The organism is Anatilimnocola floriformis (assembly GCF_024256385.1).
Taxonomy (GTDB): Bacteria; Planctomycetota; Planctomycetia; order Pirellulales; family Pirellulaceae; genus Anatilimnocola; species Anatilimnocola floriformis.
This window is the reverse complement of the sequence record NZ_JAMLFW010000001.1, coordinates 5,115,769-5,138,412: the sequence shown is the minus strand read 5'-3', so window position 1 is coordinate 5,138,412 and position 22,644 is coordinate 5,115,769. Positions and strand designations below refer to the sequence as shown.

21 protein-coding genes are annotated in these 22,644 nt (G+C 58.4%); 12 read left to right on the top strand and 9 right to left on the bottom strand.

Features of this window, described 5'->3' with window-relative positions; genetic code table 11:
* Positions 1-153 precede the first annotated feature (153 nt).
* From M9Q49_RS20160 to M9Q49_RS20140, 5 genes are all read right to left on the bottom strand, one after another.
* Positions 154-3,267, bottom strand: a complete 3,114-nt coding sequence (locus M9Q49_RS20160) for a PAS domain-containing hybrid sensor histidine kinase/response regulator (protein WP_254510630.1) — start codon at positions 3,265-3,267, stop codon at positions 154-156.
* Positions 3,268-3,353: 86 nt separating this feature from the next.
* Positions 3,354-3,989, bottom strand: a complete 636-nt coding sequence (locus M9Q49_RS20155; RefSeq protein ID WP_254510629.1) for a nucleotidyltransferase family protein — start codon at positions 3,987-3,989, stop codon at positions 3,354-3,356.
* Between the two features lie 42 nt (positions 3,990-4,031).
* A complete protein-coding gene (locus tag M9Q49_RS20150; RefSeq protein WP_254510628.1) occupies positions 4,032-5,471 on the bottom strand; it encodes a sulfatase in 1,440 nt (479 codons plus the stop codon).
* A gap of 83 nt (positions 5,472-5,554) precedes the next feature.
* The gene (locus tag M9Q49_RS20145; protein ID WP_254510627.1) at positions 5,555-6,589 is read right to left on the bottom strand and encodes a phosphotransferase family protein; all 1,035 of its coding nucleotides are present in this window, start codon (positions 6,587-6,589) and stop codon (positions 5,555-5,557) included.
* Between the two features lie 45 nt (positions 6,590-6,634).
* A complete protein-coding gene (locus tag M9Q49_RS20140) occupies positions 6,635-7,720 on the bottom strand; it encodes an FAD:protein FMN transferase (RefSeq protein ID WP_254510626.1) in 1,086 nt (361 codons plus the stop codon).
* 85 nt (positions 7,721-7,805) lie between these two features.
* Here M9Q49_RS20140 and trpE point away from each other — a divergent pair, with 85 nt between their 5' ends.
* Together trpE and M9Q49_RS20130 are read left to right on the top strand one after the other, a co-directional pair.
* Positions 7,806-9,305: an anthranilate synthase component I gene (gene trpE / locus M9Q49_RS20135; RefSeq protein WP_254510625.1), complete on the top strand. Its 1,500-nt coding sequence runs from the start codon at positions 7,806-7,808 to the stop codon at positions 9,303-9,305.
* 609 nt (positions 9,306-9,914) lie between these two features.
* Positions 9,915-12,134 (top strand): FdhF/YdeP family oxidoreductase, encoded by a 2,220-nt coding sequence (locus M9Q49_RS20130; protein ID WP_254510624.1) that lies wholly within the window; start codon positions 9,915-9,917, stop codon positions 12,132-12,134.
* Positions 12,135-12,194: 60 nt separating this feature from the next.
* Here M9Q49_RS20130 and M9Q49_RS20125 read toward each other — a convergent pair whose 3' ends face one another.
* The 3 genes from M9Q49_RS20125 to M9Q49_RS20115 form a co-directional block, all read right to left on the bottom strand.
* On the bottom strand, positions 12,195-12,806 hold the full coding sequence (locus tag M9Q49_RS20125; protein WP_254510623.1) for a hypothetical protein: 612 nt from the start codon (positions 12,804-12,806) through the stop codon (positions 12,195-12,197).
* Between the two features lie 56 nt (positions 12,807-12,862).
* Positions 12,863-13,570: a phosphatase PAP2 family protein gene (locus M9Q49_RS20120; protein WP_254510622.1), complete on the bottom strand. Its 708-nt coding sequence runs from the start codon at positions 13,568-13,570 to the stop codon at positions 12,863-12,865.
* 98 nt (positions 13,571-13,668) lie between these two features.
* Positions 13,669-14,487 (bottom strand): hypothetical protein, encoded by an 819-nt coding sequence (locus tag M9Q49_RS20115; protein WP_254510621.1) that lies wholly within the window; start codon positions 14,485-14,487, stop codon positions 13,669-13,671.
* 110 nt (positions 14,488-14,597) lie between these two features.
* On the opposite strand from M9Q49_RS20115, the gene M9Q49_RS20110 reads away from it, so the two are divergent.
* From M9Q49_RS20110 to M9Q49_RS20075, 8 genes are all read left to right on the top strand, one after another.
* A complete protein-coding gene (locus M9Q49_RS20110) occupies positions 14,598-14,846 on the top strand; it encodes a hypothetical protein (RefSeq protein WP_254510620.1) in 249 nt (82 codons plus the stop codon).
* 3 nt (positions 14,847-14,849) lie between these two features.
* The gene (locus M9Q49_RS20105) at positions 14,850-15,134 is read left to right on the top strand and encodes a small basic protein (protein WP_254510619.1); all 285 of its coding nucleotides are present in this window, start codon (positions 14,850-14,852) and stop codon (positions 15,132-15,134) included.
* A gap of 179 nt (positions 15,135-15,313) precedes the next feature.
* Positions 15,314-15,427: a 50S ribosomal protein L36 gene (gene rpmJ, locus M9Q49_RS20100; RefSeq protein WP_254510618.1), complete on the top strand. Its 114-nt coding sequence runs from the start codon at positions 15,314-15,316 to the stop codon at positions 15,425-15,427.
* 49 nt (positions 15,428-15,476) lie between these two features.
* On the top strand, positions 15,477-15,860 hold the full coding sequence (gene rpsM, locus M9Q49_RS20095; protein WP_254510617.1) for a 30S ribosomal protein S13: 384 nt from the start codon (positions 15,477-15,479) through the stop codon (positions 15,858-15,860).
* 73 nt (positions 15,861-15,933) lie between these two features.
* Positions 15,934-16,314: a 30S ribosomal protein S11 gene (gene rpsK, locus M9Q49_RS20090; RefSeq protein WP_254510616.1), complete on the top strand. Its 381-nt coding sequence runs from the start codon at positions 15,934-15,936 to the stop codon at positions 16,312-16,314.
* A gap of 163 nt (positions 16,315-16,477) precedes the next feature.
* Positions 16,478-17,464, top strand: a complete 987-nt coding sequence (locus M9Q49_RS20085; protein WP_254510615.1) for a DNA-directed RNA polymerase subunit alpha — start codon at positions 16,478-16,480, stop codon at positions 17,462-17,464.
* A 143-nt stretch (positions 17,465-17,607) separates the two neighbouring features.
* On the top strand, positions 17,608-18,174 hold the full coding sequence (locus tag M9Q49_RS20080) for a bL17 family ribosomal protein (protein WP_254510614.1): 567 nt from the start codon (positions 17,608-17,610) through the stop codon (positions 18,172-18,174).
* 186 nt (positions 18,175-18,360) lie between these two features.
* Complete coding sequence (locus M9Q49_RS20075) at positions 18,361-18,654, top strand: hypothetical protein (protein WP_254510613.1); 294 nt, start codon at positions 18,361-18,363, stop codon at positions 18,652-18,654.
* 42 nt (positions 18,655-18,696) lie between these two features.
* Here M9Q49_RS20075 and M9Q49_RS20070 read toward each other — a convergent pair whose 3' ends face one another.
* Entirely contained in the window at positions 18,697-19,248 is a 552-nt protein-coding gene (locus M9Q49_RS20070; RefSeq protein WP_254510612.1) for a hypothetical protein, read from the bottom strand.
* Positions 19,249-19,830: 582 nt separating this feature from the next.
* Between M9Q49_RS20070 and M9Q49_RS20065 the strand changes: the two genes are divergently transcribed.
* Together M9Q49_RS20065 and purH are read left to right on the top strand one after the other, a co-directional pair.
* Complete coding sequence (locus tag M9Q49_RS20065; protein ID WP_254510611.1) at positions 19,831-20,508, top strand: hypothetical protein; 678 nt, start codon at positions 19,831-19,833, stop codon at positions 20,506-20,508.
* A gap of 537 nt (positions 20,509-21,045) precedes the next feature.
* A complete protein-coding gene (gene purH, locus M9Q49_RS20060) occupies positions 21,046-22,611 on the top strand; it encodes a bifunctional phosphoribosylaminoimidazolecarboxamide formyltransferase/IMP cyclohydrolase (protein WP_254510610.1) in 1,566 nt (521 codons plus the stop codon).
* The last annotated feature ends 33 nt before the right edge of the window (positions 22,612-22,644 follow it).

The window sequence follows — 22,644 nt, the reverse complement described above, 5'->3', positions numbered from 1 at the left end:
TTTCCAAAGTTTCGCAATGAATGTTCGGCACGGCCACCGCGTTGATGACCAGTGCGGGGCGATAATTACCAAGGCGCCGAGAATGCAGCAAGCGCAATTAAGGCGAGATTTGAGTCGAACGCTAGCAGCCGCGAGCCGCGCCTCCCTTGGTGATTAAACAGCCACTGGCATCGCCGGCAATTGCAGGCGGCCTTGGACGTACTCGACGAGGGGCGGCACGACGCATTGCACTTCATGCTGCAATCGCGTCCAGATCTCTTCGGCCCCGGCGTCGCTCTTTTGCGAGCCGCGCAATTCCAGATCGAGCGCCGTTTGAAAGGCTTGATGAGCGCCGAAGTAGCGCATCGAACCTTTTACCGTGTGGGCGGCGCGATGCAGCAGTTCAAAATCGCAGGCATCGAGCGCGCGGCGGATTTCGGTCGAGCGCTTCGGCCATTCTTCGAGAAAGGCTTCGGCGATATCGCGTAACAGCGCCGGATCGCCACCGCAGAAATCGAGAGCCACTTGCCAGTTGATCGGACTCACGCCATTCACCGAGTAATCGTCGGCCGATACCGGCCGCGGCGCGAGCGACGTTCCCAGCACGTGCTCGATCTCCTCGATGAGCAACTTCTGCCGGATCGGTTTCGATACATAACCGTCCATGCCGACCTCCAGGCAACGCTCGCGATCTCCTTTTAATGCATGGGCGGTTACCGCGATGATCGGAATGTGACCACCGGTGCGTTTTTCCTGCTCGCGAATGCGCAGGCTTGTCTCCAGGCCATCGAGCTCGGGCATTTGAATGTCCATCAGGACCAGATCGAACGACTGCCGCTGCAAGAGCGACAAAGCCTCTTGCCCGTTGTTCGCAATCGTTGTTTGATGGCCGAGCCGCTCAAGCGTCCCAACGGCCAGCCGCTGATTCACCAGGCTGTCTTCCGCCAGCAGAATTCGCAGCGAACGAACGGCGACCGGCGACGTCGAGGCCGGCAGCGGCGCACTCTTTTCGCCGTCGTTCAATTCGTCGGAATGCAGCGCATCGGCAAGAGCGTCGAGCAGCTCCGATTGCTTCACCGGTTTGAACAGGCGCGTCTTAATGCCGAACCGCTGACATTGCGGCGCTATGTCGAGAATGTCGTGCGACATCAGCAGAATCACCGGCAGATCGGCCGTGGCCGGGTTGCCGCGAATCTGTTCGAGCAGTTGCCAGGCCTCGTGATCATTTTGCCGAACATCGGCGAGCACGAGATCGCAAGGAGGCTGACCATTCGATGCTTCGAAATGTTGAATCGCGGCCTGCGTGCTGCTGAAGAGCAGCGGCTGCATCCGCCAACTACGAAGCGTTTCTTCCAAAATTCGCCGACTGGTGGCGTGATCGTCGACAACCATCACGCGGGCGCCATCGAGACTCACCGCGCGCTGAGCGACCGCCGAAGCGGGTGCCGGGCAAGTATCGAGCGTGAGGGTGAAATGAAACGTACTGCCGCGGCCCAGATTGCTGGCGACGTCGATCGAGCCACCCATGAGATCGACGAGCCGCTGCACAATCGTCAGCCCCAGCCCCGTGCCGCCGAACTGCCGCGTGGTCGAGGCATCGGCCTGCTCGAAGGGCTCGAAGATGAGACGCTGTTTTTCCTGCGCGATGCCGATGCCGGTGTCGGTGACCGAGAATTTCACTTCGACCGATTGTTCGTGCACGCTGGCGCTCTTGCCGACGAGCGCAACATTCACGATCACTTCGCCCGCGTAGGTGAACTTGATCGAGTTGCTCACCAAATTGATGATCACTTGCCGCAGCCGACCCCGATCAGCGACAACCCACTCGGGCACGTCTGGACCGACGTCGAGCAACAGCTCCAGCTGCTTGCTGTGAGCGCGCACGGCGAGCGACTTGAGCGCATCCCCCAGACATTCGCGCAGCGCAACCGGTTGCCGATCGAGCTCGATGTGTCCAGATTCGACCTTCGAAAAGTCGAGCACGTCGTTGATGACCGAGAGCAAGCCTTCGCCCGATTGCAGCACGAGTTGCAGATATTCGCGCTGTTGCATTTCGAGCGGCGTATTGAGCACAAGCTCGGTCAGGCCGATCACGGCGTTCATGGGCGTGCGAACTTCGTGGCTCATGTTGGCCAGGAATTGGCTCTTGGCGCGGTTCGCCAGGTCGGCTGCTTCTTTGGCGGCAGTTAGTTCGCGCTCGGTCTGTTTCTGTTTCGTGATATCGGCCACGAAGCAAATGCATTCTTGCGGCGAACGGCTGAGCATCGTCACGCCGATCAGCACGGGCACGCGATGGCCGGCGGCGTGGATGAATTCCTTTTCGTAGGGAGCACAATCGTCGTGTTCGAGCAACGTGGCGATAGCCTGCTCGTCGCCCGCGCGAAAATCGGCCGGCGTGATTTCATCCCAGCGGACCATCCCCTTGGTAAACTCCTCGCGCGTCCGGCCGATCATATGCAGGAAGGCGTCGTTGGCTTCGAGGATGCGGCCGTCGAAGGTGGCGACAATCACGCCGATAATGCTCGACTGCCCCAGCTTACGGAAGCGAGCATCGCTGGCCCGCAAGGCATCTTCGGCTCGCATGCGAAGCGTGACATCCCAGAACATTCCTTGCACGCCGATGATCTTGCCCGCGGCATCGCGGACGGGCGCCTTGAGCACCTGCATGTACAACTTCTCGCCATGCGGGCCGACGTATTCTTCGACGACTTCCAGTGGTTGGCCGGTGGAGATGACCTGCATATCGTCGTAGCGATACTTGGCCGCTTGCTCTTCGGGGAAAAAATCGAAGTCGTTCCGGTGCAAGATCGATTCACGCGAGCGCTGCAGCGTATCGCAAAATCGCTGATTGCAATCGATAAAACCGCCGGCCAGATCCTTGCGGATCACGTTGAGCGGCAGACTTTCATTCAACGACTGATAGAGTGCGATCGTTTCTTTCAGACGCGTTTCGGCCAACTCGCGGCGGATGATCTGATGCTGCAGCTCTTCGGGGCTGCGCTGCTCGAGCAACCGCGGCACCACGATCAAGAGCGTGATGAGTGTGGCCCACGAGAGAATGGCCATCGTCGTGCCGACGATGAAATGCAGCGTATTGTTTTCGCGCAGCCAAGGAATGGCCTGCGTCATGTGCATCGCGCCGGCGGCGACGAGTAGCACAATCAGCAACCAATACAACACGTTCATCCGCAGGCGGTTGGTGAACGCGAGGAAGAGCGCGAGGACGGGTATGGTCAGGAGCGCGACGCCCGTCGCGAGATCGGCTAGGAGTTGCGAGACCGCCGCCATTTGACAGGTCCGAGAGAAAGAGAAGAGTCTGCGCCTCTGAATCTAATCCTACGAATGGGGCGGGACAAGGATTTTGGCAACGTTATTTAACCATCGGGCGTATCGAGCAAGTGCTGCAACCGCGCGGCGAGTTCGGTGGGCAAGTTCGGCAGCCAGGTGGCGTCGATCAAGCCCAAGGCAATTAAGTCACGAAGATGAGTCCGATCCTTATCGCGATTGCTCATCAGCTTCATGATCAGCACCGACTCCAGCTGCAAAACTCGAAAGTTCGCGGGATCATCGATCGTTTCGATCTCCGGTGCGGGGAGCAAATGATCGGGCCGCGTCTTTTCGCCAGCGAAGAGCAAGTGAATCGCCTCGCTGGGTTTGCCATCCTCGCCATCACGAAACAAGACTACGTCCATCGCCTTGCCGGCCACGAAACCCGCTTGCTCAAGCACACTGGTGATGACGGGCAAATCGTTGCGGCGCACAAGCAGATCTACATCGCGCGTATTGCGAACAGCGCCTTCATCAATCGTGGCCACCCACGACGCCACCGCATGTCCACCGACCACGGCGTACGGAATGCCGGCTTGGTTCAGGGCTTTTGTCGCGCGCAGCAAGCGTTCACGAACTTTGGTCACGGCGCGCTCCATCCGATCGAGTATCTCAGGCCCCATGCTGACGGTGGTTGACGTCCAGCCTGCGGGATCGGGTATTGAAGAAGGTGTCGTGCTCATATCTCTATCGTAGTTCACTACCTGCCAGACGGGAAAACGTCCTTAATTCCCTGCCGGTTCATTCTTTGCATATTCCTGCAGTCGGGCACGCAACTCAGCGACTAACTTCTCGTGCTGCGGCTCGGCGACTAGATTTTTTGCTTCCTGCGGATCGGCTTTCAGGTCGTAGAGTTGTTCGCCAGCTTTGCCGCCGTTCCACGAAGTAAAGCGATATTGCGTGGTGCGGATGCTGTAGCCTTGGCGGCATTGCGTGAAGGCGGCGTCTTTGACCGTTGCGGCGGGATCGTTGAGGACGGGTTGCAGGCTGAGGCCGTCGACTTCGGCAGGGGCTTTCAGTCCGCACAGATCGGCGAGGGTCGGGTAGAGATCGACGAGCTCGGCCAGTGACGTCGATACTTTTCCTTTCGACTTTGCTGCTGGATCGACCACGATCAGCGGCACGCGAGCGCTGTTTTCAAAGAGGCTCATCTTCTGCCACAGACCGTGCTCGTACATGTGGTAGCCGTGGTCGCTCGTGAAGACGATCACGGTGTTTTCGGCGAGGCCCAGCTTCTTCAGCCCGTCGACCACGCGGCCCACTTGAGCATCCATAAACGAGATCGAGGCGTGATAGGCTTGAATCGCTTCTTGCCGCTGCGCGTCGGTCATTTTCTCTTGCTCAGGCTTGGCACTCACGTAAGCGGCCGCCGGTGTGCGCGATTTGTCGTCGGCCGAAAGAGATGGCAGTTTGATCTCACTGGGTGGCGTCGTGAAGTATTTCTGCGGCGCGACATAGGGCGTGTGTGGCCGAAAGAAACCAACCGCGAGAAAGAATGGCTTGTCTTTGTATTGCTCCAACAGGCTGATCGCGGCCGTCGCGCTCAGGCCGTCGGTTTGTTCCAGATCGGTTCCTTCCGCCCGCAGCCAACTGAGCGAAGCACCGTAGCTCCCCGGCGTGAGACTGAAAATCTTGTTCTCTTCGGCTTTGTCGCGGCCGGCGGGATTCACGACATATTCCCACGAAGCCTTGTCATCAAGCCCCGGCGTGCCGATCTGGCCGGGCACGCCGTAGTGATAGAGCTTGCCAACGCGGGCCACTTGATAACCATTGTTCTTAAACAGCTGCGGCATGCTCACCCAGTTCGGCAAGGCTTCGCGAAAGTGAGGCGATGCCGAGGTGTAATCGGTGGCAAACTTCCCCGCGCCGGGATTCTTCAAGACCTTTGTGGCATTCGGCCGACGACCGGTGAGGAACGACGAACGACTCGGGCTGCAGAGCGGGTACTGGCAATAAGCCCGGTCGAACCGTGTGCCGCTCGCCGCCAGCGCATCGATATTCGGCGTGGCGACTTGCTCGGCCCCATAGCAATGCAAATCGCAGTTCAAATCATCGGCGACGAGAAACAGGACGTTCTTGGGCTTGGCGTTCTGCGCCAGAGCAGTCGTCGATAGCAACGAGAGAGAAGCGAGCAACGCTACCAGGCAAACGGCGTTTCGAAACATGGTCGAATTCTCCAGTCGCGAGCGAAATCGAAGTCGGCAAGATACCGCGCGTGCGCAAAAGTTTCAGCGAGGAGGCAGATCGGTTAAGAGTTCAGTTCGTTTCTTAACAGCTGAGTTGTCTCTTCCCACGAAACCGTTTCATCGATTGCAAACAGTTTCTCGGCCAAGCCTACCGCTCGCGCTTGCTCGTCAGCAGCTAAATAATCGACCGGGCTTTTGCCATGGACACGCGCCACAAGGCAACCGGCCAAGTGCTGCCTAGTTCGCCGCCAAAGCAACTGGCGATCGTCCGACGATATAAACGAACTGATGCGGGCGGAATAGTCGTGAGCGAATTGATCAATGAGCAACAAGATTCGATCGCGGTTCGCGGGGAGATGAATCGCCTTCAAATAGAGATGCGTCAGGAAGAATCCCAAGTCGAATGCCGGATCGCCGAAGTGGCCAACTTCGAAATCGATCAGCAGCAACGACTGCTCGGTGACGAGTAAATTCTTGGGGCTGAAATCGCCATGCACCAGAGCATGCCGTTCGCGCCAGGTCTGATCAACTAGATCCGACAGTGGATTCGATAAACGGGGAAAAGCTTGAGCGGCTGCCAGATAATACGGCTCGAGACGCAGCTGTGCGAAGTACGTTCGATCTTGAAATTGATCTGCCAGGTCGGCGCGGTTCCAACTGCGCCCGTGCAGATAGCCCAGCATCGAGCCAGCCGCCTCGGCGAGCGCGAAGTCGATTTTTCCGGCGAGCAACCGCTGTTTCCAGGTCTCCGCTTCTGGAGGGGCAGCGGTCATCGCGTAGGCGTAGAGCTCGTTGTTTTTCCAGAGCAACGCGGGAATCTGGCCGAATTTAAGCGCACTTCCATCGAGCAGCGCCGCGTACGCCGCCAGCACTTCCACTTCTCGCCAGATCCGCTCGACGCTGCATTGCCAATCAGCAGCCACCCGCAATTTGCCGCGAGCTTGCTTCACAACAAAACGCTCGTCGCCGTGCTCGATCAGAAACACCGCGTTCGAGACTCCGCCGGAAAGTTCGCGCACAGTCACGCCCTGCCTTGTCGGCAGATGGCCGTGGGCGTGCAGAATCTCGACGGCGTTTTGTTCGTTGAGCTCGAGCATGTGGCGATGCTAACGGGCGTAGCAGCGGAAAGGTAGAGTCCTTCGCTAAACACGCCAAGCGTCGTCGGCGAGGTTAAACGGATGGACGCCGATTTCGCCAGGATGCTTGCCGAAGGTGGTGAGGAGGGCGGCGACATCGGGCCGCTGTTGCGCGAACGCGGCCGCTTCGTCGAGCGTCATCACATACAGGGCCGTCGAAAACGCATCGGCTTCGGCAGCCGTGGGGGCGATGACTGTGCTGGAGAGGATTTTCTCCGCCGGCCAACCATTGCGCGGATCGATAATGTGACCATACCGCCGGCCGCCGTGGTGAAAATACTGCGTGCCGCTGCCGGAAGTGCCGAGAGCTTGATCGCGGAGAGTGAACTCGGCAAATCGCTCGGTCGGCCGGAGCGGATGTTTCAGCGCGATCGTCCAGCCGCCGGCATCTCCCTCGCGATGGCCCCGCGCGAGCACGCTGCTGTTGCCGCCGTGCAGCAGGCAATCGCAGAGTTCTTTTTCTTTCAACATGTCGGCGGCACGATCGAGCGCATAACCCTTGCCGATCGCGCCGAGATTGATTTCCATACCGGGCTTGAGAAACTGCACCGACTGTTGGTCGGCAGCCAATTCCAGTTGCTCGTAACCGACCGTCGCTAGAGCTTCCTCAATCTCATCAGCCGACGGCATGCGTCCCGCGCGGCGATAAAAGCCCCACGTTTTGCTCAACTGCCCAGCCGTTACATCAAAGGCTCCGCCCGTTTGCCGCGAGAGCGTTTTCGCCTTCTGTAGCAGTTCAAATAGTCCGGTCTCGACTGGCACCGCCCGAAACGAAGCAATGGCATTCAGCCGAGCGACTTCGCTGGTGTCACGATAAACGGTCAGCTGATCTTCGAGCGCCGCCACCAGATCGAGGGCCGCGACCGAGACATCGGCCCCGCTCGGATAGCGGACCGGATCGAAAAAAATCTCGAACTCGCACGCCATGGCATCGCGGCTGACATGCAACAACGGCGGCGCGGGTCGCGGCGGTTCGGCCGTAGGAACAGCGGGCCGCGGCGTGGTTTCCTCGACAAACCGCACGATTTCCTTCTTCGCGGCACGGCCGGCCAGGAAATCGCGTCGTGAACTTTTTTCGTCGGGCGGGGTCATATCGGTGCATTATCCTCGCATCCCCGCGGCGTCCAATCCCCTGGGCCCCAATCCCCAAAAAACAAACCTGTGTTAAAATCCTTCCATGCCAAACTCCCCTCATTTGCCTGCTCTTGCCGATGCCCAGAAACTTGCTGCCGGGCACAAGCTTGTTCCCGTTTATCGCCGGCTGCTCAGCGATAGCCTCACGCCCGTGAGTGCGTTCCACCTGCTCGATCAGGGTGGCTATGCCTCGCTATTCGAAAGCGTGATCGGCGGCGAGAAAGTCGGCCGCTATACGTTCGTGGCGATGGACCCGTTCCTGTCGCTCACCGCCCGCGGCAACCAAGTGACGGTGAAGAGCGAGCAGGGGGAAGAGACGCTCACCATCGACGACCCGCTCGTCGAACTCCGTCGCCGCTTGGCCGAGTTTCCCGCGGCTCACTTGCCCGAGCTGCCGCCGTTCACGGGCGGGGCCATTGGTTACTGTGCGTATGACGTGGTTCGCTACGTCGAAAAACTGAAGAATCCACCGAAGGACGATCGCGGCTTGCCGGATCTGTGCTTCGGACTCGTCGATCGGATGCTGGTGTTCGACAACGTCAACAAGACGCTGTACGTCATCGCTATGGCTCGGCTCGATAAGTTCGCTGACTTCGAAACTGCGTATGCCGATGCACAGCGGCGCGTCGATGAATGGGTCGAGAAACTGACGCAAGCAGCCGCGCTGCCGCCGGTCGACATTCAGCGTTCGAACAAACTCTCGCTGTCATTCAAATCGAATACGACTTCGTCTGCCTACCAAGACGCCGTAAAGAAGTGCGTTGAATACATCCGCGCCGGCGACATTTTTCAAGTCGTCCTCAGCCAGCGTTTGCAGCTCGAGCTCAACTGCGATCCCTTCGAGGTCTATCGCACGCTGCGTGTCGTGAACCCGAGCCCGTTCATGTTTTTCCTCCGCACGCCGGAGACCACACTCGTCGGCAGCTCGCCCGAGGTGATGTGCCGCGTGCAGGACGGCATCGTGACGGTTCGGCCGCTCGCCGGCACCCGCAAGCGCGGCGAAACTGACGAAGAAGATCGCCGCCTGGCCGATGAACTGATGAAGGACCCGAAAGAACGGGCCGAACACGTGATGCTGGTCGATCTAGGCCGCAACGACGTCGGCCGCGTTGCCCGCTTCGGCAGCGTGAAGCTCAGCGACGTGATGGTCATCGAACGCTATAGCCACGTGATGCACATCACATCGAACGTGACTGGCGAACTCCGGCCCGAACTCGATGCCTTCGACGCGATGAAAGCGTGTCTGCCGGCTGGCACTGTTTCGGGTGCTCCCAAAGTTCGCGCGATGGAAATCATCGACGAGCTCGAACCCCATCGCCGCGGCCCTTATGCCGGCGCGGTTGGTTACATCGATTACGCGGGAAACATGGACACCTGCATCGCGCTGCGGACGCTTGTCGTGCAAGGGAACCAAGCCTACGTGCAAGCCGGCGCCGGCATCGTGGCCGACAGCGATCCGGAGAGTGAGTATCAGGAAACTCTCAATAAGGCTCGTGGGCTTTTGCTGGCGATTGAGATGACCCAGCAACGCGCGGCACGATAGGCAAACGACGCACGAAGAAAGCAGAATCGATCTCTGGTGCAAATCGTTTGTCCAGTTGACCAAGTAGCGGTGACATCAGGAAGAAATACTCCGCTACGATTTTGTTACTCCTGCGGGCGCTGTACGTGGGAAGCTACGTCACTTGAATCGTTCTGATTTTGTGACCCCGTACTACTTGTTTCTTCAAACGATTCTTTCTCTTGCGGAAATCTAACCTTCGCGAACCAGCCAACAGCAACGAAGAGAAGGAAGGCAGTGATTGCGACTAACAGTGAACCTAGGGAGAAAGCGTGTTGACTTGCAAAGTGCCCAATTGAAAAACTAGCAAAACCCAAACCGGAAATGCCAAAACTAAGACCGGATAGGAGCAAGATGAGGGGCAGTTTCGACGTTCGAGATTGTGTGAGGGCACTCGACAGGATAACCCATGCTACGTAAAGCATGACTGGTGCGAGCACGCACCATATGATGGCTGAAAACGTGGTCATGTCTCCATTTTAGCGTCGTACGAAAAAACTATGCCAGACGTATCGCGGGAAACCTGAGCGGCCGCCGGAAATGCGGGGTATAATTGCTTCCAGCAGTCTCTCCCTCCTAAAGCTCCCGCTCATGTCAAAAGTCAAAAGTGGTGGCGGCTGGCGCGCCATCTGGTACACGCTGAAAAAGTCACGCGAGGTCGGCGGCATCTGGAAAATGTTCCAAGCCATGCGGACCAAAAACGCGTGCAAGACTTGCGCGCTGGGCATGGGCGGCCAAAAAGGGGGCATGGTCAACGAAGCCGGCAGCTGGCCGGAGTTCTGCAAGAAGTCGCTGCAAGCCATGGCGGCTGACATGCAGGGGGCTATCAAGCCGGAGTTTTGGAGCACTTACAGCACGCCGCAGATGCAGCAGTTTTCGCCCCTCGAGCTGGAAACTTGCGGCCGCATCACGCAGCCTGTTGTGCTGGAAAAAGGCGAGCAATATTACAAACCGATCTCGTGGGAAGACGCGCTCGGCCGAATCTCGCGCAAGTTGAAAACGCTCACGGCGAACGAAACGTTTTGGTACTTCAGCGGCCGCAGTTCGAACGAAGCGGGCTTTTTGCTGCAGCTGTTCGCCCGCATGTACGGTACGAACAACGTCAACAACTGCAGCTTCTATTGTCACCAAGCCAGCGGCGTGGGCCTGACGACTTCGCTCGGCACGGGGACCGCGACGGTTACGCTCGAGGATGTCGAGCACGCCGACCTGGTGTTTCTCATTGGCGGCAATCCACCGAGTAATCATCCGCGCCTCATGTCGTCGCTGATGAAGGTCCGCAACAACGGCGGCAAGGTGATCTCGATCAATCCCGTGATCGAAACGGGTATGGTCAACTTCCGCGTGCCGAGCAACATGTGGAGTTTGTTCTTCGGCACGAAGATCAGCTCGACCTATGTGCAGCCGCACATTGGCGGCGATCTAGCGTTGCTGCATGGCCTCGCGAAGCGGATCGTGGAGCTGAAGGCCCACGACGAAGCGTATCTGCGCGAGTTTTGCGAGGGTTACGACGAATTTCTGGTTACGCTGCAAGAACTCAGCTGGGAAGACGTCGAACGTAAGTCCGGCGTATCGAAAGCCGAGATCGACGATATGGCCGCGCAATACGCCGCGGCGAAGCGAGTGATTTTTGCCTGGACGATGGGCATTACGCATCACGCCAACGGCGTGGAGAACGTGCAGGGCATCGTCAATCTCGCGCTGCTCCGCGCGATGATCGGCAAGGAGGGCGCCGGCGTGATGCCGATTCGCGGGCACTCGAACGTGCAAGGGATCGGCAGCATGGGCGTGACACCGAAGCTGAAGGACAGCGTGTTTGCGGCGCTCGAGCGCGAGTTTGCTGTGCAACTGCCGACGACCAAAGGTCTTGATACGCTCGGTTGCATGGAAGAGTCGCACGCGGGCCGATTGAAGTTTGGCTTTTGCCTGGGCGGCAATCTCTACGGCAGCAATCCCGAGGCGACGTTTGCCGGCGAAGCACTTGCCGCGCTCGATACGCTCGTTTATCTCAACACGACGCTCAACACCGGTCATGCTCACGGCCTCGCCAAGGAAACGATCATTCTGCCGGTGCTCGCCCGCGACGAAGAGCCGCAAGTCACGACGCAGGAGTCGATGTTCAATTACGTCCGCCTCAGCGACGGCGGTCCGGCCCGGCACGAAGGGCCGCGGAGCGAAGTGGAAGTGATCGCGACCATGGCATCGCAGGTGCTGGGCGATGCGGGGCCGATCGATTGGCAGTCGATGCAGAACACCGGCAAGATTCGTGAAGCCATCGCCAAGGTCGTGCCGGGCTTTGAGCAACTCGCGACGATCGACAAGACGAAGGAAGAATTTCAAATCCCCGGCCGTACGTTTCACAAGCCGGGCTTCCCGACGCCCTCGGGCCGCGCAAAGATTCATTGCCATCAGTTGCCGGAACTGCGCGGTAGCGGCGAACAGCTGCGACTGATGACCGTTCGCAGTGAAGGGCAGTTCAACACGGTTGTGTACGAAGACTATGACCTGTATCGCAATCAAACTCGTCGCGATGTGATTCTGCTTCATCCCGACGACGTCGAACGGCTGGGCCTCAAAGAAGATCAGCCGGTGACGATCACCAGCGAAGTGGGCGAGATGAAAAACATTCTCGTTCGGCCCTTCCCGGAAATCCGCGCCGGCAACGCTCTGATGTATTACCCCGAATCGAACGTCCTCGTGCCGCGCACCGCGGATCCGTATTCGAAGACGCCGGCGTTCAAAAATGTGCTGATCACCATTAGCGTGCCGGCTGCTGTGAAGAAGAACGAAAAGCTGTTGCAGCTGTCGTAAAGTCGCCTTTCAGTGTAGTCACCACGCTCCGCGTGGTGCGCGCCACGCGGAGCGTGACGACTACACAGTCGGCGAGTGCAGACTGAGAAACATCTCCACATCAACCGTACTCGCGCCGATGTATTGAGCAATTTGCACAGGCGTGTAGTCGTGCTCTTCGGCGAGTTGTCGGGCCAGCTTGGCTTGAGCGGCGTTGAGCACTTCTCGGCCTTGAGCCTTCGCATTGAGGGGCGGCAGATCGCGGCTCATGTTTTCGATGCGTGTGAGGATTTCGCGCCCGGTAATGGGCGGCTCCGCTTTGGTCGCGCCGTTCTTTTCGGCCTGCGCGATGAGCGATTCGAGTCGCTGCGCGTGTTCGTTGGCAATGATCATGAGCGACTGTAACGCGAGTACCTTGGTATCAATCTCGGCTTTCACATCGCGGGCCAGTTCGTGCATCTCGACTTGCCAGCGGAGCAGGTCTTCTGGCGCGTGGTGCGCCGAGAGTTCGCGTGTCTTGGGTGCGAACGACTGTTGGATGGCTACCGGATCGGGCGTGGAATCTTGCGAGCGCTTTTGCTTCAACCAGTTGCCGCGCAGCAGCAGAAAGCAAGCCGCCGCGAGCGCTGCCGCCAGTCCCCAGTTTCCCGGGATCTGGGAGAAAATATTCGCGAGTAGCAGCGACACGTCCATGCGGCGAATCGTACCTGCGGTTGCAGCAATCGACCAAGATCAGTTGTGCTAGCGGCCTATTTTTCCAGTTTGTTGAATTTGCTTTGCAGCCAGTTCGAATGGAGTAGCACTGCCGTGATGAAGCAGGCCAGTGCGGCGCCGGCGAACGTGTCGCTCGGATAATGCGCCCGGCTTTCGACCCGTTGGAGCATCGTCATGCCGGCCAGAAAGATGAACCAGAGCGTTGCTTTGGGATAAAGCGTGCTGAGCGCGAGTGCCAGTCCGACCGCGGTCGCGGAATGGCCGGAGGGAAACGATGCAAAGCCGCGATTCCATTTGTCCGGCAGTTGTTCGGGCCAGATCCACGGCAGCCAGCTGATGAACGTCTCGCGAAAGCCCTGCGGCGCAAAATCGGCATTCGGCCGCCAACGGGCGATGATGATCTTTCCCAGATCAGCCACCAGGCCCACGCCGAGTGAACCGATCACCAGTCGCGGCATGACACGCCAACCGCGGCGATCGATGAAAGCGGCGGTAACCGCGACAAACAGCACTGTCCAGCCGAAGCCAAAGAACTCGCACAGCGAAATGATGCGCTCGAGTTCGCCACGGATGTGGTTCTGTTTCATCCACGCGCTGATCGAGACATCGAACGGCAACGCCACGATGGTCAAGGCGGTCAAAACGGCGCTCGCCCAGAGACAACGCATGGGCGTGATGAGTCGGCGCTGCTCGTTTGCTGCGGGTCGCGCTGTGGGAATCGCGACTTGCCGATCTTTTGTCATCGGTCATCCTTTGACCATCAAGAAACAAAACGGGCGTTTGTCACCTGACAAACGCCCGTTCAATATATCGAACTAGTTTGAACGCAGGACTAGCAAAACTACTTGCTGGCTTCGCTGGTCGCCGACTTCGTTTCCTTGGCAGGGCTCTTCTTGGCCAGCTCGGCAGCACGATAAGCGGCTTCGCGAGTGCTGCGAACAGCAACTTCGAGCACGTTGGCCGTGAAGAACGGTTCAGTGCTGCCGTCGAGGTGCTTCTTGCCGACCTTGTTGCCCAACTCGTTCCAGGAAATTTCGTTGTTCAGATTCCAAGCCGCGGCTTGGGCCGAGCCTTGGCTGATTTCGCCCTTGGCGAGCATCCGCACGACTTCGATCACGTCCGGCTTGCTGACGAACGATTCGATCGGCCGCATTTCGTAGGGGACGCGAGGATTCGGGTCGATCTTGCCGTGTTCGAGGCAGACCGCAACGAACTTGATCTTGCCAACCTTTTCCGGGCCGACGTTGAACAAGCCGCCGCCGCCACCACCGCCACCACCAAAGCCGCCGCCACCGCCGCCAAAGCCACCACCACCGCCACCAATGCCTTGGTTTTGGTTTTGGTTGCCACCCTGATTGCCGCCGCCGCCAAAGCCGCCACCGCCGATTTGGGCGAGGACCGGCACGCCAGCGAACACTTCCGGCAGCTGAATCGTCAGCGGCTTCTTGGTCTTATTGGTGATGATCACCTGACCGGCGGTTGCATCCTTGACGATCATCTTCACTTCGATGTCGCCATTCTTGGCCGCGGCAAAGAGCTCAACCATTTCGCCTTGCGGTTCTGATTTGCCTGCTGGCTTCGACGTGCTATCGTCGGCAACAGCAACCGTGGCAATCAGACCCAGGGCCAAAAAACAACCGAGCAACATCCGGCATTTCATCGTAAACCTCTTTGAAAAGCTGACTGCCCGAGTTTGCGCAGTCGCAGCTCCGCAGGTAAATGCGAGCTGGTGCAGCAGAAAACTCGAAGCGCCCCTCAGCTGCAGCGGTTATGAAAAGTGGCTCCTCCCGGCAGCTGGTTCCTTTCCAAGATAATCGAGCCTCTGGGGGAAAACAAACTGAAAACTTTGGGAAATCGCTGGCAATCGGCTGGACAACCGGCAAATTCCGCACGATCAAAACTGGCGTACATGCCGTTGCGGACTGCGGCAGAGATTTCTATATTGAGCGATTCGCCACTGCGGACGGCAGTAAAGTCCTCAACAAACAAATGCTCGGGCCAGCGGCTTGGAGTGGATGAGCCATGACGATTGATAAGAGTTTGAAGGTCAAGGGAAGCGGCACTCAGAACCGGAACGTTCTCACCCGGGCCGAGCGCATCGAAAAGCTGATCGCGTCCGAAAAGTTCAAGGAAGGGGACAAAGTCCTCGGCCTGCCGAAGGTGCGCGTCATGAAGCTGTCGCTCAAGAAGAAGAAGAAGGTCAAGGCCGAAGAGGGGGCCGACGGCAAGGCTGCTCCTGCTGCTGGCAAGCCAGCTGCTGGCGGCAAGGCTCCCGCCGCCGCTGCCAAGCCGGCCGCCAAGAAGTAAGACTTGTTGGCACTCCGGCCTAGGTCGGTTTTCCAGCGATTGCCGGCTCACGCCGGTGCTCCAACATCAGGTCCACAAGGCGTTTACTTTTTTGATACGCCCCTTGTGAACTGCCACAGAATATCTCTATACTACCCTGCTTCAGCTGTTTCTTGGGGAGCGGGTCGGAAGGATTGGTCATGAAGGTAAGAGCAAGCGTCAAAAAGATTTGTGACAACTGCAAGATCGTCCGCCGCAAAGGCCGCGTGTACGTCGTTTGCAGCAACGCCCGGCACAAGCAACGCCAGGGCTAGTTTTCCATACACTTCGCTATACAGAATTGTTTCTGGCAGGATACCGGTTATGCCACGTTTGCTTGGTGTCGACATTCCGAACGACAAGCCCACGTTCATCTCGCTCCGTTATTTGTACGGCGTGGGTGATTTCATCGCTCGCGAGCTGTGCCACAAGGCCGGCATCGACATGCAAAAGCATGCCCGCGACCTGACGGAAGAAGAAGTGGCCCGCTTGGCGACCTTGCTCGAACGTGACTACACGGTCGAAGGTCCCCTCCGCCGGCTCATCACGCAAAACATCGGCCGTCTGCGTCACGTCCGCTGCTACCGCGGCATTCGCCACGGTCTCGGCTTGCCCGTGCGTGGTCAACGGACCAAGACAAATGCCCGTACCCGGAAGGGACCGAAGAAGACGGTCGCCGGTAAGAAGGGTGTGAAGGATCTCCGCTAAACGATTGCGGATGTACCCGGGTTGGTTACCGGGGTCCGAATCTGTTGCGAGTTTGTATTTTTGGAGTTAATCGGTGTCGAAGGTCAAGAAGAAGAAGATTCGCCGCAACGTCACGGTGGCCATCGCCCACGTGCGGGCTACGTTCAACAACACCACGGTGACGATTACCGACACCAAGGGTGACACGCTGTGCTGGGCTTCGGCTGGCACGAGCGGTTTCAAGGGAAGCCGCAAGAGCACGCCGTTCGCCGGTCAGTGCGCGGGTCAACAAGCCGCCGAAAAGGCTTCGAAGTATGGCGTGAAGGAGTTGGAAGTTCGCGTGAAGGGGCCAGGTTCGGGCCGTGAAAGCGCGATTACCGCTCTGCAGACCGCCGGTATGACGGTGAAGACGATCGAAGACGTCACACCCATTCCACACAATGGTTGCCGCCCACCAAAACGCCGTCGCGTTTAATTCGGCAACAATTCACACGCACGGACGCACGCTCGCATAACAAGGTTTGCCAGTTTGAAGTTCGTAGTTGGAAGTTTGAAGTAGATCACTTCAAGCTTTTTAGCTTCGAACTTCAAACCATAAATATGACTCAGGGGGATTGAGAATGCAAGGTAAAGCAGCGATGCACGTTCGGTGGCGCGGTCTGGAATTGCCCAGCCTGGTGAATTGCGATGCCGCTTCGCTTACGGGCACCTACGGCAAGTTCGTTGCCGAGCCCTTCGAGCGCGGCTTCGGTGTTACCGTCGGCAACAGCTTGCGACGCGTGTTGCTTTCCAGCTTGGAAGGTTCGGCTGTCACTCAAATCAAGATTCGTGGCGCTCAGCACGAATTCACTACGATTCCGGGCGTCCTCGAAGACGTGACCGACATCGTGCTGAATGTGAAGGCCCTGGTCGTCAAGAATCACAGCGATTCGACCCGCGTCATCACCGTTGAAAAGAACACGGCTGGCGTGATCACCGGCGCCGATGTGCAGACCGATTCCGATGTTGAAATCATCAACAAGGATCACGTTCTCTGCACCGTCACCGACAACGTCCCGTTCATGATGGAAATGGTCGTCGAAAACGGCCGTGGCTATGTTCCCTCGACGGAGCACAGCACCGGCGATCACGAAATCGGCATCATTCCTGTCGATGCGATCTACAGCCCGATCGTTCGCGTTCGCTACGAAATCGAAGAAACCCGCGTCGGTCAAAAGACCAACTACGACCGGATGAACCTCGAGATCTGGACCAACGGCGCGATCCATCCGGAAATGGCCCTCGTCGAAGCCGCCAAGATCCTCCGCAAGCACCTCAATCCTTTCGTGCAATACGCCGAATTGGGTCCGAAGGTGCATGTGGCTCCCCGCGGCGGTTCGGCTGGCGGCGACGGCGCTCTCGAGACCAAGCTCGGCATGAGCCTGGCCGAAATGAAACTCTCCGTTCGGGCGATGAACTGCCTCGAATCGGAAAACATCCACACGGTGCGCGATCTGGTGCAGAAGACCGAAGACACCTTGCTGGAAGTTCGCAACTTCGGCGAAACCACGCTCAACGAAGTCAAGGAAAAGCTGCACGACATGGGTATGTACCTCGGCATGCGAGTGCCAACGGCTACCCGTTAATTGGAATCGTAGGACGGACCATTGGTCCGTCTAGGAAGCGGGTACCAAGCTCCCGCTTCTCAATGGAATTGAAAATCGATTGGGACGAACCAACGGTTCGTCCTACGAAATGAAGTCAAATCGTTTTTGCAAAGTGATCAGCCATGCGTCATCGTCGTCGTAGCCGCGTCCTCGGCCGTAGCCCCAGCCATCGCAAAGCCCTGCTTAAGAACTTGGCCAGCGCGATCTTTCTGACCGAGCGCGATGCCGAGCTCGACGCCAACAAGCCAAAGATCAAGGGCCGCATCGTCACGACGCTGCACAAGGCGAAGGAAGTTCGCTCGCTCGTCGAGAAGACGATCACCATCGCCAAGAAGGCCCTCATCGCTCAAGAAGCTGCCCGCGAACACGGCACCACTGCCGATCGTCAAAGCGACGCCTGGAAGACCTGGCGGAAGAGCGACAAGTGGCAAAAGTGGGCCGCCGCCATGGCGCCGGTCGTTAACGCTCGCCGTCGCTGCATCCAAATGCTCGGCGACAAGCAAGCCGTCAAGCTCCTTTTCAGCGAAGTGGCCCCGCGGTTCAAGGATCGTAACGGCGGTTACACCCGCGTCCTCCGCCTCGCCAAGCCCCGCCTCGGCGACGCCGGCATCCGCGGCATCCTCGAATTCACCGGTGTCCGCGACCGCAAGGTCCAGAAGAGCGAAAAGCCCGCCTTCGAGTCGGCCTAGTTTAAATTCCGGTTTCGGCCGGTCTTTTCTGGTTCAAATCTCAAGAGCCACGCGATCAACCGCGTGGCTCTTGCTGTTTCTTGCGACCATCCGGAAGGGATGACGCATTTCGCAAGACGTTGTCCGTTACGCTATTATTTGATGTGCGTGGTACGAGGTTCATATTCTGCCCCTTGGAGTAAACCCGTGGGACTCTACATGATTCCGCTCCGCGCGAAGGATCAGGCTGCATTCATTCTGCAGCTTCTCAAAGAGCACGGCTATGAAGTTAGTTGCCACCAAGGCGAGTCCGGCACCTACTACACCATCGAAAACATTGAACATTACCCCCTCAGGGTCATAAGTAGGCCCTTGTCATTTTGGATGACGGCAGGTGACACGCCAAGTTTTCTGATTGGAATGGGAGAACTCGCGGACCATGTCATCAAGCTGCTGAACGATCGCCAAATCTTCGCGCCGCCGAAGCAAGGAATGTCCTGATCACACGGTATCTATCAATCGCCATACCCAACCATATGGCTCCTATTTTTTCTTGTCGCTCAATGCAGCCACTTCGTCCGCGAAGTTCACATCCCATCTCTTGCGCGCGAACGACCAACTCGGCATCCCAACCTGCCAGCGGGCATTGCGCACGTAACGAACTCCCCCGATGAAGCTCTGCAGGGAATCGTGGCAGGGAGGTAGTTCCGCGAAGTCGCGAACGGCAATGGGATCTGGGTTGCCACGTCGATAGAGAAACGCCCGCAGCTTCAAACAGTCGGGCGACATCCACACACCAGCCGTTACGCCGAACTTTCTGTCGGCGCTCCAGGCCTTTTTCGGCAGCGCTGCTTGGTAGATGAATCCACTCTGCTCGACGTGCTGAGCCGCAGATAACAACGACTCCCAGTCCCAGCCGCGAGCCTTGGCCAGGAAAATCACCGCATCGCGAATCCAACCATGGATCACGCCTGCGCGCGCCGCTGCGGAGTTCTCCGCTTGCTGGTAACGTGCCAACGGAAATTCCCAGCCAAAGTTAAGCACCGCGACAGTGTCCGGCGGTTCTTGATGTTCGATCACCGTCACCACGATCACGCGATCGCCATCGGTTTGAATCGACAGCCGCCGCAATTGCTCGCTCCACAGGTCGCACACACATGCGCTGTCGTTGCTAATTCTCCCAACGAGTGCCCCTGAGTGTTGATCCACGAAGGCAGGATCCACTTTCATGCTTATTTGACGGAGATACATCGCAGAGGCTTTCGCTGTTGCTCATCACAAGTCGCGGTCGGTGTACTCGGCAAGTTGCAATAGTGAGCGAAACTCAGCTCGCTGGCCACTGCGATCGACCTTTGTCGTCGTTTTCTCCGAAAACGATGGGTTGCGGTTGACCTGAAGCGCGCTGAGGAACGAGCCCCGCGAAGTTCCGTGTTTGGCACGTCTATACAAGAACCGCGCGTTCGGATTCAGTCGAGATTCGCAGACTAACCGCCGCCGAGTGCACTCGCGAAAGTGCCGAATTCGCGGAGCTCTTTCGGCGGCGCGCGATTGAATAACCTCAGCCCACCGAATTCGGAGAATTTCGGCGACGATGGATACGCAGCAGTCAGCTGTACACGCCTGCGCAAATCGTGCTAATCTGCCGGTGCGAAATGGTTTGCGCTGAGGAGCACACGGATGGAAAGCAAGTCAGTCCCAGGAAAGCTGCAGCCGGCGGCGAGTTTGCGGCGACGCTTGGATCGGAAGGCGACGAGCGCCGGGCAATTGAAGACGCCCTTCGATTTCTGCCTCGCGATGCGGTTGCTCGGCCAGGATATGGTCGCCCGCACGCCGGTGCTTGGGCATGTGAAGTTCGAGCAGATTGCCGTCGTGTTTGCGCAAGCGCGCAAGCGAGTGAACTACGGCTTGTATGCCTCGCTCACGCCGTTGCGGTTCAAGGATGGCAGCCTGACGACGAAGCGCCGCGGCAGGCCTTACACCATTCAGCGAATGTACGCGCCGGCGACTCCCGGCAAGGAGCAGGGTCAGGAACTGCTCTACATTCTCACGTTTTATCTGCCGCGATTTCAGGATCTCGATCTGCGCGAGAAGCTGATCACTATCTTTCACGAGCTGTGGCACATCAGCCCGCAGTTCGATGGCGACATCCGCCGCCACGAAGGTCGCTGCTACGCCCACAGCGGGTCGCAGGCCCAGTACGACGCTCACATGGAAGTGCTGGTCGACGCCTGGCTCGCCCAACAACCACCCGAGGCGCTGTGGAGTTTTCTCAAGCTCGATTTCACGCAGCTGCATCATCGCTGGGGAAGAATCGTCGGTCAGCGCGTGCCGCGGCCACGGTTGCTGCCGGAGTGAACCGCGGTGACGGCTGAGGCGGCATTCAGAATTCGTGCTTGACCAAATAGTGGACATAAGTACAATATCGATTGGCGCGCTGACCGCGTCGTTCTGCTCTTTGGCAAGCTGGTGAATGTTTTTGCGGATCGGCCGCACGGTTCGGCGTTGTTGTGCCGGGGCAGTGGAACTGTTGTGAGCTCAGCCTCACCTCTGTTGTGCGGTTAGCAGCGAGCTTAAGGGTTTGCGATCAAGCGGTTGGCGGCAAGTCGAGGGTTGGCCGGTAGTTCGGCGGACTGGGATTTTCGTAAGAGGTTGATGTATAGTTATTGCGAAAATGTTGTGAGAAAACGTCACTAGAACCTGAGGTTTTGTTCGTAAGTAATGACCGTTTCGGTTCATCGCAATTTGTGCGTACTACTGTTGTAAAAGTTGTGGCCGAGCGAGGCTAACGGAAATCCGTCAGCCGCCGTTTGTCAACTCCGGCTTGACGCTCTGGCGGGGCTGCGGGAAGTTGGCTGCTTCACTCTTCGCGGCCTCTTTTTGCGTGTTTGTGCCATGAGCAATCCTCGTTTGCAGCGGGCGGTTATTAGTGTCAGCGATAAGGCGGGCCTCGCCGAGTTTGCCCAAGGGTTGGCCGCGGCGGGAGTCGAAATCTACAGCACCGGCGGTACGCGGAAGTTTCTCGAGCAGGCCGGCCTGAAGGTTCGCGACGTCGCCGAGTACACCGGCTTTCCCGAGATGCTCGACGGCCGGGTGAAGACACTCCATCCGAAGATTTTCGGCGGCATTCTCGCCCGCCGCGATCATGCCGAAGACATGCAGCTGACCGCTGAGCATGGCATCGTTAGTTTCGAACTGGTGGTGGTGAATCTCTATCCGTTCGAAGCGACCGTCGCCAAGCCGAACGTGAGTGTCGAGGACGCGATCGAGAATATCGACATCGGCGGGCCGAGCCTGGTGCGAGCGGCGGCGAAGAATCATGCGTTCGTGACGATCGCTACGAGCCCGTCGCAGTACGAAGCGATTCTGCAGGAAGTAAAGGATCAGGGCGCGACCAGCTTTGCCTTGCGGCGGAAGTTGGCCGCGGCTGCTTATGCTCACACGGCGGGTTACGACGCGGCGATCAGCGCGTGGTTTGCGAAGCAACTCGGAGATACGTTTCCGCAGCAACTCAGCATTCCGCTGGTGCTCGAAAACGAACTGCGCTACGGCGAAAACTCGCATCAATTGGCCGCCGTCTATCGTCAGGCCGGCGCGAACGGCACGAGCCTGGTCCGCGCGAAGCAACTGAACGGCAAGGAACTGTCGTACAACAATCTGCTCGATCTCGATAGCGCGCTGGCCATTGTGCGGCCGTTGTCGCAGGCCGCCTGTGCGGTGATCAAACACAACAATCCTTGCGGCGCTGCGGTGGGCGACACGCTGGCGGCGGCGACTCGCAAGGCTCTTGAGGGTGATCCGCAAAGTGCCTTCGGCGGCGTGCTGGCGATGAATCAAACGATTGATCAGGCCACGGCGGAAGTTCTCTGTCAGCCTGGTTTGTTTCTCGAAGCCATTGTCGCGCCGGCCTTCGATGCAGCGGCCCTCGACATGCTCAAGAGCAAGCCGAAGTGGAAAGCCAATGTCCGTTTGCTCGCGGTCGGCGACTTCACGCCGCAGCAGCCGACGATTGGTTATCGGCAGATCGAGGGTGGCATGCTCGTGCAACAGGCCGATGTGCTCGCTGATCCCGAGAGTGAATGGAAAATCGTCACCGAGAAGCAACCCGATGCTCGCGCACTGGCCGAGTTGAAGTTTGCCTGGGCCGTGGTGCGACACGTGAAGAGCAACGCGATTTCGCTGTCGAAAGACGGCATGCTGATTGGTTGCGGCGCTGGACAGATGAGCCGCGTCGATTCGGTCGAGATCGCGATTCAAAAGGCGGGTCAACGGGCGCCGGGGAGCGTGCTCGCTAGCGATGCGTTTTTCCCCTTCCCCGATTCGATCCATCGCGCTGCCGCGGCGGGGGTGATTGGCATCATTCAGCCCGGTGGCAGCGTGAAGGATCCCGAAGTGATTGCGGCTTGCAATGAGCACGGCCTGCCGATGATCTTTACCGGTCGGCGGCACTTCAAGCATTAAACTCGGCACCACCGGTCGAAGAATTACGGCTTT

Excerpts from the sequence above, each read along its gene's own strand:
- M9Q49_RS20080 (WP_254510614.1), top strand. The coding sequence starts at position 17,608 with ATGCGTCATCGTCGTCGTAGCCGCGTCCTCGGCCGTAGCCCCAGCCAT.
- trpE (WP_254510625.1), top strand. The coding sequence starts at position 7,806 with ATGCCAAACTCCCCTCATTTGCCTGCTCTTGCCGATGCCCAGAAACTT.
- M9Q49_RS20105 (WP_254510619.1), top strand. The coding sequence starts at position 14,850 with ATGACGATTGATAAGAGTTTGAAGGTCAAGGGAAGCGGCACTCAGAAC.
- M9Q49_RS20155 (WP_254510629.1), bottom strand. The coding sequence starts at position 3,989 with ATGAGCACGACACCTTCTTCAATACCCGATCCCGCAGGCTGGACGTCA.
- M9Q49_RS20150 (WP_254510628.1), bottom strand. The coding sequence starts at position 5,471 with ATGTTTCGAAACGCCGTTTGCCTGGTAGCGTTGCTCGCTTCTCTCTCG.
- M9Q49_RS20110 (WP_254510620.1), top strand. The coding sequence starts at position 14,598 with ATGAAAAGTGGCTCCTCCCGGCAGCTGGTTCCTTTCCAAGATAATCGA.
- rpsM (WP_254510617.1), top strand. The coding sequence starts at position 15,477 with ATGCCACGTTTGCTTGGTGTCGACATTCCGAACGACAAGCCCACGTTC.
- M9Q49_RS20125 (WP_254510623.1), bottom strand. The coding sequence starts at position 12,806 with ATGGACGTGTCGCTGCTACTCGCGAATATTTTCTCCCAGATCCCGGGA.
- M9Q49_RS20160 (WP_254510630.1), bottom strand. The coding sequence starts at position 3,267 with ATGGCGGCGGTCTCGCAACTCCTAGCCGATCTCGCGACGGGCGTCGCG.
- M9Q49_RS20130 (WP_254510624.1), top strand. The coding sequence starts at position 9,915 with ATGTCAAAAGTCAAAAGTGGTGGCGGCTGGCGCGCCATCTGGTACACG.
- M9Q49_RS20145 (WP_254510627.1), bottom strand. The coding sequence starts at position 6,589 with ATGCTCGAGCTCAACGAACAAAACGCCGTCGAGATTCTGCACGCCCAC.
- purH (WP_254510610.1), top strand. The coding sequence starts at position 21,046 with ATGAGCAATCCTCGTTTGCAGCGGGCGGTTATTAGTGTCAGCGATAAG.
- M9Q49_RS20140 (WP_254510626.1), bottom strand. The coding sequence starts at position 7,720 with ATGACCCCGCCCGACGAAAAAAGTTCACGACGCGATTTCCTGGCCGGC.
- rpmJ (WP_254510618.1), top strand. The coding sequence starts at position 15,314 with ATGAAGGTAAGAGCAAGCGTCAAAAAGATTTGTGACAACTGCAAGATC.
- M9Q49_RS20120 (WP_254510622.1), bottom strand. The coding sequence starts at position 13,570 with ATGACAAAAGATCGGCAAGTCGCGATTCCCACAGCGCGACCCGCAGCA.
- M9Q49_RS20115 (WP_254510621.1), bottom strand. The coding sequence starts at position 14,487 with ATGAAATGCCGGATGTTGCTCGGTTGTTTTTTGGCCCTGGGTCTGATT.
- M9Q49_RS20085 (WP_254510615.1), top strand. The coding sequence starts at position 16,478 with ATGCACGTTCGGTGGCGCGGTCTGGAATTGCCCAGCCTGGTGAATTGC.
- M9Q49_RS20065 (WP_254510611.1), top strand. The coding sequence starts at position 19,831 with ATGGAAAGCAAGTCAGTCCCAGGAAAGCTGCAGCCGGCGGCGAGTTTG.